Genomic DNA, 18,403 nt, shown 5'->3' on the forward strand with positions numbered 1-18,403 from the left:
AACGGCAAACCATAGGATTGAGTTCAACCTGTGGCAAAAATCGACCGATCCGTCTCGGCAAATGGTCGAGCAGATGGTCGAGGTTGAAGCTCATGGCGTAAGGACGGGCTCCCCCAGGCTGATAAAATCTTAGAACCCATCTTGCCACGGCTCGATGGAGGATTTCTTACCACTTATTATTGCGACTTGTTACCTATCGCTTGTTATTTGCCGCTTGCTACCTGCCGCGGACACGCACTGTCCAGGCGCCATCGTCGGCGGCGTCCTTGCCAGCCAGCGCCGCCGCCAGATCGTCCTCGATGCGTTGAGCGACAGGCAGCCTGTGATGATAGGGGTCCCAGAAGGTGGCGTCGTTGCGATTCAAGGCTGAATCGATGCGCCAGTCGATGACCGTTGCCTGATGGCGGCGAGCCACCGCGTCCATGTCGACCTTGCAGGCGGCTTCCTCGGCCGCCTCGCGGGAACCCGGCACGGGTAAGGTCGAGATGTGGGTCGGCAGCCAGATCAGCACGGTGCGGGTGCGATCGCCTTCGCGTTTCAGAATGTCGTCGAGCCAATCTTGGGCCGGGAAGCGCAGCGCTGCCTGCTCGGCCGGTGTGAGCACGACCGGCGGCGTGACCGGCACGATGGTGTGGGGACGATCACCCCAGATGCGCTGTTGCGCGGCGGCGAGATCATAGGTGTCGTCGGGCGGCGTGTAGACGCTGAAGCCGTTGGGCTGCAAGCGGATGCGGCCATGGCCGAGATTGGTCATGACGATGCGCGCCGCCGTCTCGATCGTCTTGCCGTTCAAGAGATAGAGAAAATCGTTCCACGGATTGTCGTCGAACATCCAGTCGGGGAAAGCGCGGATGGTCAGCTTCCTGTCCGGCTGATCAGCGCGCGGGTCGCACCACCAATGATCGAGGCCGACGATCAGCACCTTCGGCGGGCCCTTCACGCGCAGGAACAGATCGGCCATCTGCATCTGTTCCCAGGGCGTCGCGGCGTTCATCGCCACATTGGCGAGGCGGCTGCCGAAGGTCTTGTCGAGCCGATCGGGATCGAACAGGCGGATCATCGAATTGCCGACGATGATCGAATCGTAATTCCCCTTGCGAATGATCGCTGGATAGAAATGCCGCTGGCTGGTGTCGATGTTCGGGCGTGGCATCGCTGGCGCGAACGGCACCACCTGATAGGGATCGACGATCAGGATGAAGGCCGCGCACGCCGCCAGTCCGCCAACGAAAGTGCCGAACAAGGTCTTGCTGAAACGGCGCCAGCGCGAACCGCTCGACGCGTCGCGTTGCGCATCGTCGCGTTTGGCGGCGATCCAGTTCGTCAATCCTGTGCGCAGCGTATCGAGCATGATCAGAACTGGAAGTAGATGAAGGGAGTGGGCGCGCCCTTGCCGATTTCAAGGACGCAGATGACGGCAACGACAGCGACGACGACGGCGAGCAGCACGCTGGGGAAAATATAGCGATCCTTCAATTCATGCGCTGAAGGGATGAGCGCGGCGATGGCGGCGGCCACCAGCATCATGCGCCAGGCTTCGAGCCGGCCGCTGAAACCGTTGAAGCCGGCCATGGAGGAGAGAATAGATCCGGCCGAGGTAAAATCGACGGAGCGGAAGATGACCCAGCCGACGATGACGAACAGCATGGTGATGAACCAGGCCAGGAGCGTCGGCATGGGGCGGCCGAGGCGTTGCCAATAGCGGCAGATGACCAGGCCGACACCGTTCCAGACGCCCCACACCACATAGGTCCAGCCGGCGCCGTGCCACAGGCCGCAGATCGCCATGGCGAGAATGATGGCCAAGATGTAGCGCAGTTCGCCATGGCGGCTGCCGCCGAGCGGAATGTAGAGATAGTCGCGAATGAAGTTCGACAGCGAAATGTGCCAGCGCCGCCAGAAGTCCTGCAGCGACGTCGACAGATAAGGCCGGCGGAAGTTTTCCGGCAGGACGAGGCCGAACATTAGCGCGATGCCGATGGCCATTTCCGTATAGGCGGAGAAATCGAGAAACAGCTGGAAGGTGAAGGCGAGCGCCGCCGTCCAGGCTTCGCCGAAGGTCAGCGCCGTATGCGTGGCTTTGTCATAGAGCCTATCGGCGATGGGACCGAGCTGATCGGCGACGAGAACTTTCTTGGCCAGGCCCAAAACGAACAGCACGCCGGCGACGGCGAAGCGTTGGGCGAGGCCAGGGCGGCGCGGATCGAGCGAGAACTGCGGCACCAATTCGTTGTGACGCACGATCGGGCCGGCGATCAGATGCGGAAACACCAGAACGAACAGCGCGAAGGGGCGCAGCGGATAGATCGGCGCTTCGCCGCGGCGCAGGTCCACCAGATAAGAGATGAGCTGGAAGGAGAAGAAGCTGATGCCGATCGGCAGTATCAGGCCGGAGCGCGGCAGATGCCAACCGGTGATCGCGTCCAGCGAGGCGACGAGGAAATCGAGATATTTGAAAGTGGCGAGCGAGCCGAGATTGATCAGAACGCCGAGCACGATCACCGGCAGGCGGCGGCCTTTGTTCGACAGCCGGGCCAGCAGCCAGGTCAGCCCGATCTGGCCGATGAGCAGCGGCAGAAAGCGCACATCCCACCAGGCGTAGAACACCAGCGAGGCGGCGATCAGCGCATACTGCCGCAAACGCTCGCTCGACACTGCCAGCCAATAGGCGGCCAGGGTCAGCGGCATGAAAATCAGAATGAACGGCTGGCTTTGAAACAGCATCCGGGGCGGTTGTTTGGTTATAGCGGCAGGTTCGATACGCCGCCGGCTGCGATGCGGCGGACCATAGTGGCTGGGGGGGCCGCCGCCAAGCCGGGATTGCCTTGGGGCAAGCGGCGGATCAGCGCTGGGGCGGGTGCCAGCCGTCGGATTGGGCTTCTTTGAGGATTTCCAGCGCGCCGGGGACGTAAAGCTCCATGCGCGGGCCGAAACGACTGTCGATGAGGCCGCGCGCCCGGATGGTTTTGCCGGTCAGGCCCTTGGGATCGAGGCCGGCGGCGGTGAAAGCTCTCATATTGCGGGCCGAAACGGTCAAAGTGAGCGATTTTCGCCGGTTTTTGCCCAGATTGATGAAAGTGCGATTACGGCCGGCGTTGACGTTGGCGACGATGCCCGAAACCACCGCGATCCGCCCCTCCAGGCCGGAAAAGTCGGGATCTTGAGCCGATTCCTGATCGAGCAGCGCATAGGCCGGATCGGCCCAGAGGCCGTGCCGGGCGGCCCGCGCGCCCTCCTCGGCTTGCAGAAGCGGTTTGAGGCAGGGGCCGGTTTCGCTCAGCGGATCGACCCGCGCCCAGCCGGCCTCGATCAAGGCGGTGGCCAGCGACAGGGTGTCGGGCGCCAAAAAGGCCCGGGCCCGCACCCGGCCCCAGCGGTCGGGGACCGGATCGAGCGCCGCCAGGGCCACGCTTGAACCGACGGTCCAGAGCGCGAGATCGGCCCGCGCCTTGTCCGCGAGCCGGGGATCGTCCCGGGTTGCCCGCGCCGGCTCGATGCCGGCGATGCGGACGATCCGGCCGTCGGCGAGTTTCAATTCGAGATGGGCGGTGACATCGGCGACCTCGACCGGCTCGCCCGAGGGGCGGTCGCAGGCGTCGCGCGCCGCAGCGGGAGCGCCTTGCGCCTGGGCGCCGGAGGGCTGATCCAGCAGACAGGACACGACAAAAGCGAGTGCAAACGACCACTTCTTCGCTGCCTTCAACTTTTCATTTGCCGCCCCTGTGCTAAACAGCATGCCCCGTGGGTCCTCCGCGTCCGTCCCGGTAGCTCAGCAGGATAGAGCAACGGTTTCCTAAACCGTAGGTCAGGGGTTCGAATCCCTTCCGGGACGCCATTCCGCTTACATGCGATCAAAAATAGCCGGAAGGCGCGGTTTATACCTGCGTCCTGCATAAGGATCGTTCCCCGTGATCAACGGCGGTCAGACAATCTGTTGGTAGCTTCCGGCGTGTGCTGGGGATTATGGTGAACGAACGGTTGCAGGCCGGCTCCCGCATACCCACACTGCTCAGGGCATTTGGGAAGGGAATCGGGGGCGCGGCCGATGGCCGATTTTTTTGAAATTGATTTCATTCCGGTGCATCGCCGAGATAGCGGCGATGCGATTTCCATGCGCTACATGATCGGTGATTTCTGGGACGTGCATGTCATTGATGGTGGTTTCGATTCGACAACGGCCCTTGTCTCGGCCCACATCAGGGAGAACTACAGGACTGATACCATTAACCGGGTCATCGTCACGCACCCGGATCAGGACCATGCCGAAGGGCTGGCCGGTATCCTCGAAACGTTCAACATCTACGAGCTCTGGATGTTGCGCCCATGGGAGTATGCGGACATTCTGCTCCCGGATTTCGCCCGCTACACCAGTGCTGAACGGTTGAAGGAGCGCTTGCGTGACGACTACCCCTACATTGCGAAGCTCGAAGCGATTGCGCTTCGCCGCGGGATCACGATCCGAGAGCCATTCCAGGGTAAGCAGATCGGAGCGTTTACGGTCCTCGCGCCCTCGCGTGAGCGATACCTGAACCTCATTCTCGAATCAGAGCGCACGCCGCAGCGCTCGATTCGGTCGAGGGCGCAGCAGACGCTCCTCGGAGCATTGACCGAAGCCGCGCGTCCCGTCCTCGCCTTCATCAAGGCCGGATGGGGCTCTGAGAAATTCTCGCCTGATCCTACGAGTGTCGAGAATGAAATGAGCGTCGTTCAATATGCTTATATCTGCGGCAAGCGTATTCTGCTGAGCGGTGATGCCGGACGCGAAGGGATGACGGAAGCGGCGGACTATCTCGAAAGCCGGGGCGTCTCTTTACCAGGGATTGATCGCTTCCAGTTTCCGCATCACGGTGGGCGCCGCAACATGTCTACGGAGCTCCTTGATCGCTGGGTGGGGCGACGGCTGACGCAACCTGTCAAGGAAGGTGAAGAGCTGTTCACCGCTATGATCTCTTCAGCGAAGGAAGATCCTGAGCATCCTCGCAAGGCGGTGCTGCGCGCGCTGCATCATCGTGGGGCCAAGATCGCGACGACGGAAAATGGACATTTCCGGACGCATAAGAACGCACCCCAGCGCGACGGGTGGATAGCACTCAAGCAACCGGCATATCCAGACGAACAGGAAAATTGATGCCGAAGGTGCTCGACGCATACGCGCTCAAGGCGCGCTACTATCCCGCACTCCTTGCAACCATTCCGGCGCTCGTCGCGCTTGCTATCTTGATCTCGCGCGTGAAGTTCAGCCTCACGACTGGCATCGCGTCACTCGCGATCCCAGTGCTCGTGTTCGCTGCCGCTGACGTGGCGCGACGCCTGGGCAAGCGGATCGAGAATGAAATCTATGCGGAGATGGGCGGTAAGCCTTCCGTCACGATGCTCCGCTACACCGACAATGAGTTCGACGTAGCGGCAAAGGAGCAGTACCGGGCATTCCTTTCCTCGAAGGTGAGCCAGCCTGTCCCGACTGAAGAAGCCGAGAATCAAAACGTCAAAGCAGGGGATGCCTTCTACGAGCGGGCCGGCGCGTGGCTGCGCGAGAATACCCGCAACACAAAAAAGTTCGGTATTTTGTTCGCGGAGAACGTAACGTACGGATACCGGCGCAATTTGCTCGGGCTCAAGTGGCCTGCACTCGTGACGAACGTTGTTCTCGTCCTGCTGTGCACGTTCGTTCAGTATAAAAAAGGCGCGATTGATGCCGACGATGAGACGACGATCGCGCTAATGATCGTGGTCGCGCTTGCCGTCGTTCACTCGCTCTTCATGGCCTTCGGTGTCAGTCGGCCAAGTGTCGTCGAAGCGTCGCGAACATATGCACGCCAGTTGATCCTCGCGTGTGAGACTTTCCTTGGCAAAGAAAAGCCCGTGGCTCCTAAGGCCACTCCTAAGCTGAAGGCAGCGAAGACGTAGGGGTAGCGATCCACAGCTCCGGCGTTGGGCGAACTTAGCTGTATTTGTCGCGGATGATCTACCAGCCGATCTCGCTGTCCGTATCCCGTGAATGTCCGTTTCGCTGCGGCCATATTTTCGATGGTACTTGGTGCGGGGCGAACGAAACTCTGGGCCATGGCTTCGCAAGCAAGCCGACGGGCGTAGCCAGGCCGCTATCGGCTGCTTGGGCGGCGCGATCTAGATAGTCGCATGAGCCGGAAATCTGACGATAGCGAATTGGCGCGCGCGAAAGCGATGCTGAACAGTTATGTCCTCGGGACAAAAAGGAAGTAGCGGCTCTGGCTGATGTTGGCCAACATGGACATGCATCCTAACAGGGATGCGGCCATGGGAGGCGCGCTTTAGATGACGGTCGTAGGCCTGGAAGATCTGGATCGTCCAACGAATGCGCGTAAGACCGATCTAGGGTGGGGATCCGATCCGATCGCGGTGCTGCTTTCGAAGTTGGGATATGAGTATGTCGCGCTCGTGCCCGGCGCCAGCTACAGGGGCCTCCACGACAGCATCGTGAATGTGCTGGGCAACGAAAACCCGCAAATGCTGACATGTCTGCATGAGGAGCATTCGGTCGCCATCGCCCACGGCTATGCGAAGGTGACGCAGCGGCCGATGCTCGCTTTCGTGCACAGCAATGTCGGATTGATGCACGCGACCATGGCGATCTACAACGCCTGGTGCGATCGCGTGCCGATGGTGATCATCGGTGCGACGGGGCCTGGCGATGCGCATCAGCGTCGGCCTTGGATCGATTGGATTCACACCTCCCGTGACCAAGGCGCGCTGGTGCGCAACTATGTCAAATGGGATGATCAACCTGGCTCCGTGCCGGCGACGTTTGAATCGCTGCTGCGCGCCCATCAAATCACCATGACGGCGCCTGCTGGGCCGACCTATATCTGTCTCGACGTGGCGATGCAGGAAGAGCGTCTGTCGGAGCCATTGCAGGCGCCAGACCCTTTGAAGTTTCGCGCGGCGCAGGCCCCGGTTCCCGCGCCAGAGCAGATCGACATGGCGGCCGATTGGCTTGTCGCCGCCAAGCGCCCCGTCGTTCTCAGCGGCCGCGCCTCGCGCTTCCAGCATGATTGGGATGATCGCCAGGCCGTGTGTGAAGCGATTGGCGGCGTGGTCATCACCGATCAGAGAACCGGCGCCTCGTTCCCGACCGAGCATGGCTTGCATGTCATCGAACCGCAATCGCGCTTGTCGGCCGCGGCGATTGCGCTGCTGGCCGAGGCGGATGTCATTCTGGCGCTCGATTGGCTCGATCTTGCCGGTACGCTCAAGACCTGCGCGCGCAAGGCGCGACTCACTGCGAAAATCATCCATGTCTCCGTCGACAGCTATCTACACAATGGCTGGAGCATGGATCATCAGGGCCTTGCTGCTGTCGATCTGCCTGTGCTGACGACGCCGGAGGCGATGTTGAGGCCGTTGCTCTCAGCGCTCGACGCGCGCGTGAGCGGGCGACGTCTGACACGTCCGAAGTATGACGTTGACGTGGTGGCAGCCAAGCGTGAGGCGGTCACATCGGGGCCGATTTCGCTACGCCAGATGGCGCGCTGTATCGCGCAGGCGACCAAGGACCAGGCGGTGACATTCACGCGCTTTCCGCTCAAGTGGCCGGCCGATGTCTGTCAATTCAAAGGACCGCTTGATTTCTTGGGCGGTGATGGCGGCGGTGGCCTGGGGTCGGGGACTGGTATTGCGATCGGTGCGGCCTTGGCGTTGAAGGGCACAGGCCGGATTCCGATCGCGATCATCGGCGACGGTGATTTCCTGATGGGCGTCAACGCGCTTTGGACCGCCGCGCGCTGTCGCATTCCCGTCCTCATCATCGTGGCCAACAACAGGGCCTATCAAAACGACGTCACGCATCAGGACCAGGTCGCGGTGGTGCGGGATCGCCCGCGCGAGAACAAGTGGATCGGTCAGAGGCTCGACGATCCGGCAGTGGATCTGGTGGCGATGGCCCGCGCGCAAGGATTCATGGCGTCGGAGCCGGTTCTCGCGTTGGAGGAGGCTTCGGACGTTCTGCAGCGCGGTCTGCAGGCCGTGCGCGAAGGCCACTGCTACATGATTGAATTTCTGCTCGATGCCGTGACCATCGGTGAACAGGCCTCTCTGAGCGATAAGAAAAATCGGGAAGGACATGCTCATGGATGACGCGCCGGTTTATCTCCAATGGGAGAAAAACACACGCAGCCCCAATCCGCCGCCGCCGCCGCGCAGTTGCGATAGCCAATTCCATATCTATGGTGACATCGCGCGATATCCGGCCAAGGAAGGCGCGCTCTACGACCCGCCCAAGGCTACGTTCGATGATATGATGGGCGTTCTGGCCAAAATGCGCTTCGAGCGCGGCGTGATCGTGCATCCGATGCCCTATGACACGGATCATCGCCTGCTGATCGACACGCTTGAAGCCATTCCCAACAACGATCACATCCGCGCCGTCGGCATCATCAAGGATCATGTCACCGACAGCGAGCTTGATCGGCTCAATAAGCTTGGCGTGCGCGCGGCGCGTTTCAACATCGGCAAATATTATAATGAACGGCGCTCGCCGGAATCGCTCATCCGCTCGCTGGAACGTGCGCGCGAGATCGGCTGGCATGCACGGCTGCATGTCGCTGGCCCCGATATTATCGAGTATTCCGATATCCTGGCTTCAGTGCGCGACATGACCTTTGTCGTCGATCACATGGGGCATGTGGATTTCAGCGCCGGATTGCAGGCGCCAACGTGTCAATGGCTGTTGGACAGATTACGTCATCACGGTTGGTGGATGATGCTGTCCAATGGCGCAAGATTGTCGCGCATGACGGATGACTGGGACGATGCCGTTCCTTTCGGACAGGCCTTTGTCGAAGCGGCGCCCGATCGCATGATCTGGGGATCGGATTGGCCGCATGTGCGCTGGCGCAAGAGCCGGATGCCAAACGATGGCGAGCTGGTCGAGCTCATGTACCGCTATGTCGACCACGATGCGGATCTCATCCAGAAGATCCTGGTCGACAATCCAGCGCGCCTTCACGGATTCGCGCCCTAGATTCTTGCCAGAACCTTGTCGCGCGCAGCGGACGTGGCTTCGCGCGAAGATAGTAACAGCCGACGCAAAGGGACGATCTAAATAGAGATTCGATGACTACAACATCACCCTGGGGAGGAGCGGATGTGCAAGGTCATTCTGGCCGGATTGGTATCCGTGTTGGTCTGGGGAGGCATCGTAGATGCTTCGCGCGCAGAATCGGTTGAGGATTTCTACAAGGGCAAGCGGATCACGCTTTATGTCGGCTCTTCTCCGGGAGGGGGAACCGACACTTACGGCCGGGTGATCGGGCAATTTCTGGGCAATCATCTGCCCGGAAAGCCAACTGTCGTTGTCGCCAACATGCCCGGCGCCAACGGCTTGATTGTGGCCAATCAACTGGCCAAGTCGTTGCCGAAAGATGGCACTGCGCTGGGCACGTTTGATCGGAACGCCGCCCTGCATTCGATCTGGGGCAATCCGGCCGCTCGTTTCGTCGCGGCTGATCTGGCATGGATCGGCAGCGCCAACGTCGACACCAGCACCTGCGTCACCTGGCATACAACGGGCATCGACACGCTGGAAAAATTCATGACCCGCGAAGTCGTGCTGGGGTCCACGGCGGTTTATCACGCCAATCTTCTCAACTCCTTGTTCGGCGCCAAGCTGAAACAGGTGTTGGGCTACCAGGGCGGTAACGACGTGGTCCTCGCATTGGAGCGGGGCGAGGTGCAGGGCCGCTGCAACTGGTCCTGGTCGTCCATCATCGCGACGCGCCCGGCTTGGGTGCGCGATAAGAAGATCAATATCGTGCTGCAATTCGCCGAGGAGAAACACCCGGAACTGCAGGATGTTCCGCTGGTGGGCGAGCTGGTCAAGACGCCCGAACAGAAACAGATGATCGATATGATTCTGATCAGCCAGACCATGGCCCGGCCCTTCGCCGCGCCCCCGGATGTGCCCGAGGTGCGGATCGCGGCGCTGCGCGAGGCCTTCATGGCGGTTGCGAAAGACCCTGACTTTATCGCCGCGGCCCATGCGCAGCAGCTCGAAGTCGCCTTCGTCGAGGGCGCGCGGATCCAGGAGAATATCAGGCGCATCTCGAGCGCGCCGAAGGCTCTAGCCAGGGAGCTGCGGGACGTTATGCTTGGGCCGGAAGCATCCGCCGAGATGGATCGTAAATAGCGTCAAAACAAAAATGAGAGCTCGGTTCTCGGTCGATCAAGACCGCGTTCGAGCCTGGAGGATGAATGTCGAGACCGATTGAACAGCAGCCCAGCAATATCGCGCGTCTGGCGGCCGAACTCGCCGCCGTTTCGCGCATGCTCGAGACGATGAACATCTTGAGCTACAGCGGGCATATCGCCGTGCGTATTCCTGAGCGCAACGCCCTGATGATTCAGCGCCGCACCGACAGCCGGGCCGAACTTGCGCCCGATCGCATGTTGCTCGTCGATCTCGATGGCAAGGTGATTCAGGGCGATGGCAAGCCACCCTCCGAGACCTCGATCCATATCGAAGCCTTCCGGGCGCGACCGGATGTCAACGCTTCGCTGCATAGCCACATGGACCTCGCCATCGCCTTTACGATGATGAAGGGCGTCCAGCTTCTGCCGATGCGGGCCCGCGCCACGCGCTGGAAAAGCGGTATTCCGACCCATCCCGATCCAAGCCACATCAAATATCCGCAGCAGGGGCGTGAACTGGCGGCAACGCTGGGGCCGCACCATGTGGCGTTGATGCGCGCGCATGGACTGTTGCTGGTGGCGGAATCGCTGCCGGCGCTCTTCAGCGATGCCGTGCACTTCCAGGAAAATGCCCAGGCGCAGATGGACGTGCAGCAGGCCGGAGCCGTTCCCGAGCCGCTCAGCGACGCGGAAATCGAAAAGATCCTGGCGCTGGAGGATCGTCCGCATCACATCGCTAAAATGTGGAACTATTATATTCGCAAGGGCTTGGCGGCGGGCTCGGTGGAAAAGAGCTGGAATCTGTTCGCGGCATAGGCCGCGCTGGCTCCCAATTGCAAAGCGCAATTGGGAGCGTTACCAGACGCGGCATGAGCCAGCCGAGCGCCGCCTGCACCATTGATTTCCCTGACGAAGCCGGTCGGCGCGTGCAGCACCGGTTCGCCAACCCGCGCACCGTTTTGACGGCGTGGCAGCCTGGCGAAGTGGCTGCGCTGCTGCGGCAGGTGGGCGAATTCAGCCGCGCCGGTTTGTGGGCGGTCGGCATGGTTTCGTATGAAGCCGCGACCGCCTTCGATCCGACCTATCCGACCTTCGCACCTATTCCGGGCTTGCCCCTGGCGGCGTTCGCCATCTTTGATACGCCCATCGAAAATGATCCTCAGAACGCACCGGGTGACTTTTCCTGCGCCGGATGGCGCAACGAAATCACGCGCACGCGTTTCGTCGACGCGATCAGAACGATCCGCGAAGATATTGCCGCCGGCGATTACTATCAGACCAACTTCACCACCCGTTTCCACTCGCCCTTCGCGGGGGATGCCGCCGGCCTGTTCGCAGCGCTGCGGGCGACGCAGCCGGAAGCCTTTCAGATCTATCTCGATTTCGACGCGTGGCAGATCGCGTCGGTGTCGCCGGAACTATTTTTCCGCTGGGATGCGACGACCGGTGCCTTGGTCACGCGCCCGATGAAGGGGACGTCGCCTTTAAGTGTGCCAGCGGCCGAACTCGCTGCCTCCGTCAAGGACCGGGCGGAGAATCTGATGATCGTCGATCTGCTCCGCAACGACATCAGCCGGATCGCCAAACTCGGATCGGTACAGGTACCGCATCTATTCACCATCGAGAACCTGCCGACCTTGCGACAGATGACGTCGACTGTTGTCGGCGTGACGCAAGAGCATGTCGGGCTAGCGGAGATTTTCGCCGCGTTGTTTCCGTGCGGCTCCATAACGGGCGCGCCGAAACACGCGGCGATGAAAGCCATCGCCGCGCTCGAAGCCTCGCCCCGAGGGCCCTATTGCGGGGCGATGGGGATCGTCCAGCCTTCCGGCGCGGCCATCTTCAGCGTCGGCATTCGCACCGTCTATGTCGCCAAGGACAAAGCGGAGTGCGGCATCGGCGCGGGGATTACCTGGGGGTCTGATCCGCAGGGCGAATATGCCGAGTGCCTGCTCAAGCGCCGGTTCCTGTTCCGAGCCAGCGCCGATTTTAAACTGCTTGAGACTATTCGGCTTGAGGGTGGGAAATACTGGTTTTTGCTGGCGCATCTGGAGCGCCTGATGCGTTCGGCCGATCATTTCGGCTTTCTCGTCGATCGGACGCAGGTTGAGCGCGATCTCGATCGTATGGCGCTGGACCATGCCACCGGCGCCCATTGCGTTCGTCTCTTGCTGGCGCGGGACGGCCGAGTGCAATTGCAGCTGCTGCCTTTGCCGCAGACGCCTGCCGCGCCCACCGTCGTTCTGGCCAGCCATCCCGTTCAGGCCGACGATGAATTTCTGTATCACAAGACCACTCGCAGAGACGTGTACGAGGCCCGCGCGCCGAAAGACACGGCGCATTTTGATGCGCTGCTGTTCAACGAGGCCGAAGAGATCACCGAATTCACGCGCGGCAATGTGGCCGTGATGATCGATGGCGCTCTGGTCACGCCGCCGCTCAGCTCGGGGCTCTTGCCGGGCACCTTACGCGGCGAGCTGCTTCAAACGGGGCAAATGCAGGAACGCGTCGTGCGGCTTGAGGACTTGAAAAGCGCGGACTCGATCTGGTTCCTCAATGGTCTCAGAGGAAAAATCGAGGTGCGGCTGGTTCATGGACTGGCGGGATGATGCACGCAGGATCGCCCGATCGGATCATGATGCGCGATGATCAGGCGGCTTGTTCCTCCGCCGCTTTGCCTTCTGGAGCCTCGGCTTGCATCAGCCGGGCGATCGCTTTGCGTATGGCGGCGCCGGCCTGATCGCCCTGAAAGTTCATCAAGGGCTTGCCGCTACGGTCGGCGCGGATCGTCTGCTGCTGGCGTTCCAGCATCTGCGCGTCTTCGTCGAAGGCATGGCGCGTTTGCAGGTACATCTGTTCCGACACATGGGCGTCGTCCAGCGCCGCGCTGCGGCAGACCGACCAGAAATAATGACTCGTTTCTTCAGTCTCCGGCGTTATGCAGTTCAGCACGATATGATGCGGCCGCTGCATCTCCTCGCAGACGCCGGCCAGTTCACCGCCGAGCACCACGGTGAAAAAGCTGGGGGCGAAGAAATCGGAGGTTTGGAAGCGATCGATCTTGTCGGTTTGGGCAAAGCGCCCGGTCATCAGCATGAAGCCCGACGGCGAGATATCGCGCATGGTGCGGGAGCTATGCACCGTGTCATCCTTGATGGTGACGCGCAGCGGGTTGTTGAACCAGCCGGTGCGGCCGCTGGCGCCGATGGTCGAGCGATGTACGAAGGCGAGATGGGTGAGATCGGCGAGGTTATCGAGCAACAGAAGGTAGTTGGCCTTGACGTGATGATAGCCATGCACGGTCGTCCAGTCCGGATCGGTGTTGGTGCTCCAGGCATCGGGAATGCCATCGTCCGTGGCGCGCGCGGGATCGCCGATCCAGACGAAAATCATGTCGTGGCGTTCCAGCGCGGGGAAATGCGTGACGCTCATGCCGCGCGGCGGGATCACATCCTGGCTCCGGATGTGGATGCAGCGGCCTTTGCCGTCGAATTGCGCGCCGTGATAGCCGCATTCGATCGCGCCATCGACCACTGATCCAGAGGACAGGGGCGCCTTGCGATGCGGGCAGATGTCCTCCAGCACGGCGATGCCGCCGTCCTTGCCGCGGAACATGACGAGCGGGATCTGGCAGATCGTGCGGGCGAGCGGCTTTGCCGTCAGTTCGGCTGATGTGGCGATCGCGTACCAATGATTGAGCGGATAGGTGCGGGCCATGGGACTGTCCTTCCGTTGGGGGTGTCAGCGCTGGCTCGCTGGTTGCAACATTGGCTGGCGCGCGGCTGCGCGTCGTCTGGCGCCCAGAAGGAACAGGCTGAGAAAGACGATGATCTCGGGCAATGCCGTGGCGAGGAACAATGTGCTGCGATCGACCTTCGCGGCGATCAGGAAGCCGCCCAGCAATGGTCCGAAGATGGCGCCGAACTTCGCCACCGCCAGCGCCAGGCCGACACCATTGGCGCGGCGTTCGCTGGGATAGAGCTTGCCAACGGTGCTGTTCAGCCCCTGATGAGAGCCGATGACGAAGAAGCCGGTGATGAAGATGACGACCAGGTAAAACAGGTTGTCGAGCTGGATATAGCCCAGCGTGGCGGCGATCGGGCCGGCGATCAGCGGCATGATCATCAGGCCGAAGGCGCCGTAGCGATCGACAATATGGCCGGCGAGCAGCCCGCCGAGCGCGCCGCCCATGGAGAGAACCGTCAAAGCAATGGCGGCTTCCGAGACGTTGCGGCCGAAGGATTCGATCAGCACCGGCATCCAGCTGATCAGGAAGAACATGGTCAAGGAACTGGCGATATAGGCGAGCCAGATCACCGCCGTGCTGAGGCGCAGGTCCGGCGAGAACAACGAGCGGACGATCGCGATCACGCTGGTATCGGCGGCCGTTTTCGCATCCTGGTTGGAGACGAAGGTGGTGCCGGCGGGCACGGGTCGGCCGGTAATGGCGCCCACGATCGACGCCGCTTGGGGCGAACGCGGATCGCGCCGGATCAGGAATTCCAGCGATTCCGGAATCCAGACATAGGCGACCAGCAGCAGGAGGAGGGCGGGAATGCCGCCGGCGATGAAGACGGCGTGCCAGCCGTAGCTGGGAATGATCCAGGCCGCGAGCAGGCCGCCCAGGCTCGATCCCAACACATAGCCAAACATGATGACCGCGACGATGAAGCCGCGCCGTTGCGGCGGCGTGTATTCGATGCAGAGCGCGTAGCAGATGGGGGTCAACCCGCCGACGCCGATGCCGGTGAGAAAGCGCAAGACGAGCAGATGCGCCATATCCGAGGCAAAGACCGTCGCGGTGGTGAAAATGCCGACGATCGCGATGGCCAGGAGAATTGTTGGGCGGCGCCCGAGCCGGTCGCCGAAATAGCCAAAGAGAATGCTGCCGACCATCAGACCGGCGAGACCGGCGCTGAACACCGGGCCGAAGAACGATCGATCGACCTTCCAGGAGGCGATGATGGAGGGGGCCGCGAAGGCAATGGTCTGCAGGTCAAAGCCGTCGACGAGCATCAGCAGCGTCGAGATGATGATCAGGCGCGTGACCAAGGCATTGCGTGACTGCGTGGCGACAACGTCAGCCACATTGACTGAATTCTGCAGCATGTAGTCCTCCCTTATCGTCCTTGGTTGTGCGCTTTGCCCCTCAGCCGTGCACAACCACGTACAAATCATCGAGCGAGACCTGTAAGGGCTCCGCTTTATAAGGCCCCTCTTCGTAAGGCCCTTTTTGCAACGCCCCGCCTTTGGTGACAGCGACGTCATAGCGTGGCGTGCGCGTCTTCCTGGGGTCGCAGTAGGATTGCCCGGTTTTGATGTCGAACTCCCAGCCGTGCCAGGGGCAGCGCAGGAACTGGTTGTCTTGCGCCAGGTCATAGTCGCCAGGTCCATCCGAGACGACGAGCGCGCCGAGACGGCCTTTGCAGAGCTCGGCGCCCTCATGCGGGCAGCGATTCAGCAAAGCGTAGAATTCATCCTCGACGCGGAAGACGACGACCGAGCGGCCATTGACCTCGACGACTTTGCGCGTGTTGGGCGGAAAGTCGTCGATATGGGAAATCACATGAGATGACGTCATAGTCTGTAGGCCCGTTGCGCATTGGTAGAGAAAATCATCTGGCGTTCGTCGTCGCTCAGGCGAAGTTTGAAGGCCTGTTTGGGGTCGTCGTAATCCCAGTGTGGATAGTCGCTGGAATAGAGCAGGCGATCGACACCGATCCATTCGATGACGTCACGCAGCTGGCCTGGCGTGCGGCATTCTTCCATCGGCTGTGTCGTGAACCAGGTGCGCGAGCGGATATATTCGGAAGGCTTCTGCTTCACATGCGGAACTTCGCTGCGCATGCGCTCCCACTGGCGATCGAGACGCCAGGTCATATGCGGCACCCAGGTGAAGCCGCCTTCGACAAAGACCACCTTGAGAGCAGGGAATTTCTCGAACACGCCTTCAAACACCAGGCTCATGATGATGTTCTGGTAGAGCGGGCCCGACGTGTAATGATCCTGGATATAGAACGTCGGCCAGCCGATGCCCGATGAAGGGTGCCCACCACCGGGAATCACCGGATGAAACACGATCGGTAGATTGGCACGGCAGGCCGCCTCATAGATCGGCCAATAGCGCCGCCGCCCCAAGGGTTCGATCGGCTTCGGCGAGAGCATGATGTGGGAGAAGCGCGGATCGGCCGCCCAATAGTCGATTTCAGCGACAGCCGCGAGCGGCTCTTCCTGGGTGACGATGATGCCGGCATGCAGGCGCGGATCCGGATCGACCCAGGTGGCCAATTGCCATTGATTGACCGCGCGCGACAGCGCCGCGCCATAATCCTGATTGCGCTCGTCGCTGACGGCGGTGCCCAGTGCGATCAAAGTGCCGGCACCGATATCGTTGGGGTCGAGATGCTGCCGCTGCATCAGTCCGAGGTCGGAGCCCGCCGGGCCGGTCTCGGGAAAGGCATCGAGCCGCATGCCACGGCCATCCATGCGCGGATGAATCTCCTGGCCGGTGATGCCCTGGCGGATATGCGGGCCGTAGTCGCGCATATGCGTCTTCCAGCGTTCCGACAGGAAGGGCAGGAGATCGTTGGGTGAGCGCGGCGTTGGATGCAGATCGCAATCGACCGTGGCGAGTTTTGCCGGCGTGGGTGTCGCCGGCGCGTTTGAACCAAGGGTGAGGGTCATGACGAAGCTCCAACGGGCTGGGTGCTGTCGGCAGCGATGGCGAGGCGGGTATAGGTCTCGACCGGATTGTCGATGGCGATGCGTTTGACCAGAGCGTCCGGGAAGCCGTCGGGCAGTGCGTTCAAGCCGTCGAAATGGGCGTGCGGGTAGTCGGTCGAGAACAGAATCACGCGATCGGAATCGAAGTGATTGATGAGCCGCTGCAGCGCGGCCGGTTCCTCGGGGCCATCGAAGGGCTGCAAGGTCAGCCGTATGCGCTCGTTGATGATCTCGTGCGGCACGCGCTCGATCCACGGCACTTCGCGGCGGGTGGCGCGCCACATGCGATCATTGCGCCAGAGCAGGGCCGGGTACCAGCTCACGCCGGATTCGGCCAAAACGAAGGTCAACCGGTCGAACTTGCGAAAAACCCCTTCGGCCAACAGGCTGACCACGACATTCTCGAAGGCGGCCGATTGGGCGATATAGTCTTCGACGAAGTGCGAGGGCCAGCCGCCGCCGGTGGTGGCGACACGATGCAGGCTGCCGGCATGAATGCAGATCGGCAGGTGCAGCCGCTGCGCAGCTTCAAAGATCGGCCAATAGAGGCGGCGGCCGAGCGGCAGCTCGCCCATCACCGGCAAAAGCACCTGCACGAAACGCTTGTCTTCGCCGAGGCGCTCGATTTCCGAGACCGCATGGGCCGGGTCGGTCGGCGACACCAGGATCGAGGCGCGCAAGCGCGGGTCGCCGGCCAGGAGGGTGTCGCGGGTCCAGTCGTTGACGGCGCTGATGATGGCGGCGGCCATGTCTTGATGGAACAGGGCGATGGAGCCATGCAGGACATTGCAGATGGCGTAACGAAGATTGAAGGGCTCAAGCAGCTCGTTGCGCAGTGTTGGGATGAGGTTCGCCTGGTCTTCCAGTGGCGTGCGCCAGTCAAGGCGGCGCGACAGCGGCACATTGGGTTTGTAGCTGGTGAAGGTGTAGTTCACCGTATCGAGCGCGCGCTCGACCAGCTGCGTGCGCCAATAGGGCGTCATATAGGGCAGCAGGCTTTTGATCGGCGGGGCGGCTGGATGGGTGTCGCAGTCGATGGCGCCTGTGAAAGGCAGTTGCATGTTTCCTCCCTGGCCGCATGCGTCGTGGCGTTGGCTACAAGCTGGGAACAGGGGAAACACACGCGAACAAGGCTGGGCAAATAACCGGGGCTAATGACGCAAATTAGCAAATCGAATTTTGCGCTGCGAAAGCAGCGAAATTCGAATGAAATCAGTTCTCGTGTCGATGGATGGGAGAACTATTTCCGCTTCAGTAGATTTGTCCTTGCTTCTTGCGAGGGCGTGGCAGGTGAAGCCAGTCGCTGGAGTGATGCATGGGTTTTGAAGATCAGCGCCGGCAAGGCAGCGCGGGGAACATGATTCCCCGCGACATAAGAACGGATCAAAGTCGCGGCGACGCGTAGCAGCCTATCTTGATCCAATTCCATGCTTCCCACCTCACGCAATAGTAGGCTTCAGTACAACCCTGCGTCCATCAACTCGTTCCATCTCCATCAGGCGTGCGTCGAGCGGGC

Annotated in this window: 15 protein-coding genes and 1 tRNA gene; 8 read left to right on the top strand and 8 right to left on the bottom strand. The window is 61.4% G+C overall.

The features are described 5' to 3' along the window. Positions 1-217 precede the first annotated feature (217 nt). From BLW50_RS22010 to BLW50_RS22020, 3 genes are all read right to left on the bottom strand, one after another. Positions 218-1,351 (bottom strand): hypothetical protein, encoded by a 1,134-nt coding sequence (locus tag BLW50_RS22010; RefSeq protein ID WP_090706609.1) that lies wholly within the window; start codon positions 1,349-1,351, stop codon positions 218-220. A 2-nt stretch (positions 1,352-1,353) separates the two neighbouring features. Then, the gene (locus BLW50_RS22015) at positions 1,354-2,724 is read right to left on the bottom strand and encodes an MBOAT family O-acyltransferase (protein WP_090706611.1); all 1,371 of its coding nucleotides are present in this window, start codon (positions 2,722-2,724) and stop codon (positions 1,354-1,356) included. A 118-nt stretch (positions 2,725-2,842) separates the two neighbouring features. Then, positions 2,843-3,736: a thermonuclease family protein gene (locus BLW50_RS22020; RefSeq protein ID WP_139267704.1), complete on the bottom strand. Its 894-nt coding sequence runs from the start codon at positions 3,734-3,736 to the stop codon at positions 2,843-2,845. A gap of 22 nt (positions 3,737-3,758) precedes the next feature. Here BLW50_RS22020 and BLW50_RS22025 point away from each other — a divergent pair. The 8 genes from BLW50_RS22025 to BLW50_RS22060 all read left to right on the top strand — a co-directional run bounded on the left by BLW50_RS22025 (position 3,759) and on the right by BLW50_RS22060 (position 12,773). Further along, positions 3,759-3,835: transfer RNA gene (locus BLW50_RS22025), tRNA-Arg, on the top strand. A 210-nt stretch (positions 3,836-4,045) separates the two neighbouring features. Next, the gene (locus tag BLW50_RS22030; RefSeq protein ID WP_090706615.1) at positions 4,046-5,128 is read left to right on the top strand and encodes a ComEC/Rec2 family competence protein; all 1,083 of its coding nucleotides are present in this window, start codon (positions 4,046-4,048) and stop codon (positions 5,126-5,128) included. After that, the gene (locus BLW50_RS22035) at positions 5,128-5,907 is read left to right on the top strand and encodes a hypothetical protein (protein WP_090706617.1); all 780 of its coding nucleotides are present in this window, start codon (positions 5,128-5,130) and stop codon (positions 5,905-5,907) included. The genes BLW50_RS22030 and BLW50_RS22035 overlap by 1 nt, the downstream gene beginning before the upstream one ends. Before the next feature lie 387 nt (positions 5,908-6,294). Continuing rightward, positions 6,295-8,112, top strand: a complete 1,818-nt coding sequence (locus BLW50_RS22040) for a thiamine pyrophosphate-binding protein (RefSeq protein ID WP_090706619.1) — start codon at positions 6,295-6,297, stop codon at positions 8,110-8,112. After that, on the top strand, positions 8,105-8,998 hold the full coding sequence (locus BLW50_RS22045) for an amidohydrolase family protein (RefSeq protein ID WP_170850289.1): 894 nt from the start codon (positions 8,105-8,107) through the stop codon (positions 8,996-8,998). The genes BLW50_RS22040 and BLW50_RS22045 overlap by 8 nt, the downstream gene beginning before the upstream one ends. A 123-nt stretch (positions 8,999-9,121) precedes the next feature. Continuing rightward, the gene (locus BLW50_RS22050) at positions 9,122-10,162 is read left to right on the top strand and encodes a Bug family tripartite tricarboxylate transporter substrate binding protein (RefSeq protein ID WP_090706624.1); all 1,041 of its coding nucleotides are present in this window, start codon (positions 9,122-9,124) and stop codon (positions 10,160-10,162) included. 65 nt (positions 10,163-10,227) lie between these two features. Continuing rightward, a complete protein-coding gene (locus BLW50_RS22055; RefSeq protein ID WP_090706626.1) occupies positions 10,228-10,980 on the top strand; it encodes a class II aldolase/adducin family protein in 753 nt (250 codons plus the stop codon). Between the two features lie 53 nt (positions 10,981-11,033). Next, the gene (locus BLW50_RS22060; RefSeq protein WP_090706629.1) at positions 11,034-12,773 is read left to right on the top strand and encodes a chorismate-binding protein; all 1,740 of its coding nucleotides are present in this window, start codon (positions 11,034-11,036) and stop codon (positions 12,771-12,773) included. A 40-nt stretch (positions 12,774-12,813) separates the two neighbouring features. Here BLW50_RS22060 and BLW50_RS22065 read toward each other — a convergent pair whose 3' ends face one another. Genes BLW50_RS22065 through BLW50_RS22085 form a run of 5 tightly spaced genes read right to left on the bottom strand, consistent with a single transcriptional unit; the run spans position 12,814 to position 17,948 of the window. Beyond that, entirely contained in the window at positions 12,814-13,881 is a 1,068-nt protein-coding gene (locus tag BLW50_RS22065) for an aromatic ring-hydroxylating dioxygenase subunit alpha (protein ID WP_090706631.1), read from the bottom strand. Between the two features lie 24 nt (positions 13,882-13,905). Then, positions 13,906-15,273, bottom strand: a complete 1,368-nt coding sequence (locus BLW50_RS22070) for an MFS transporter (RefSeq protein ID WP_170850290.1) — start codon at positions 15,271-15,273, stop codon at positions 13,906-13,908. 40 nt (positions 15,274-15,313) lie between these two features. Continuing rightward, a complete protein-coding gene (locus BLW50_RS22075) occupies positions 15,314-15,745 on the bottom strand; it encodes a Rieske (2Fe-2S) protein (RefSeq protein WP_090706635.1) in 432 nt (143 codons plus the stop codon). After that, positions 15,742-16,848, bottom strand: a complete 1,107-nt coding sequence (locus tag BLW50_RS22080; protein WP_090706638.1) for an amidohydrolase family protein — start codon at positions 16,846-16,848, stop codon at positions 15,742-15,744. Before BLW50_RS22080 ends, BLW50_RS22075 begins: the two co-directional genes overlap by 4 nt. After that, positions 16,845-17,948 carry an amidohydrolase family protein gene (locus tag BLW50_RS22085; protein ID WP_090706640.1) on the bottom strand — a complete coding sequence of 368 codons (1,104 nt, stop codon included), beginning with the start codon at positions 17,946-17,948 and terminating at the stop codon, positions 16,845-16,847. Before BLW50_RS22085 ends, BLW50_RS22080 begins: the two co-directional genes overlap by 4 nt. Positions 17,949-18,403: the final 455 nt, after the last annotated feature.

It is taken from the genome of Beijerinckia sp. 28-YEA-48 (assembly GCF_900104955.1).
Taxonomy (GTDB): domain Bacteria; phylum Pseudomonadota; class Alphaproteobacteria; order Rhizobiales; family Beijerinckiaceae; genus Terripilifer.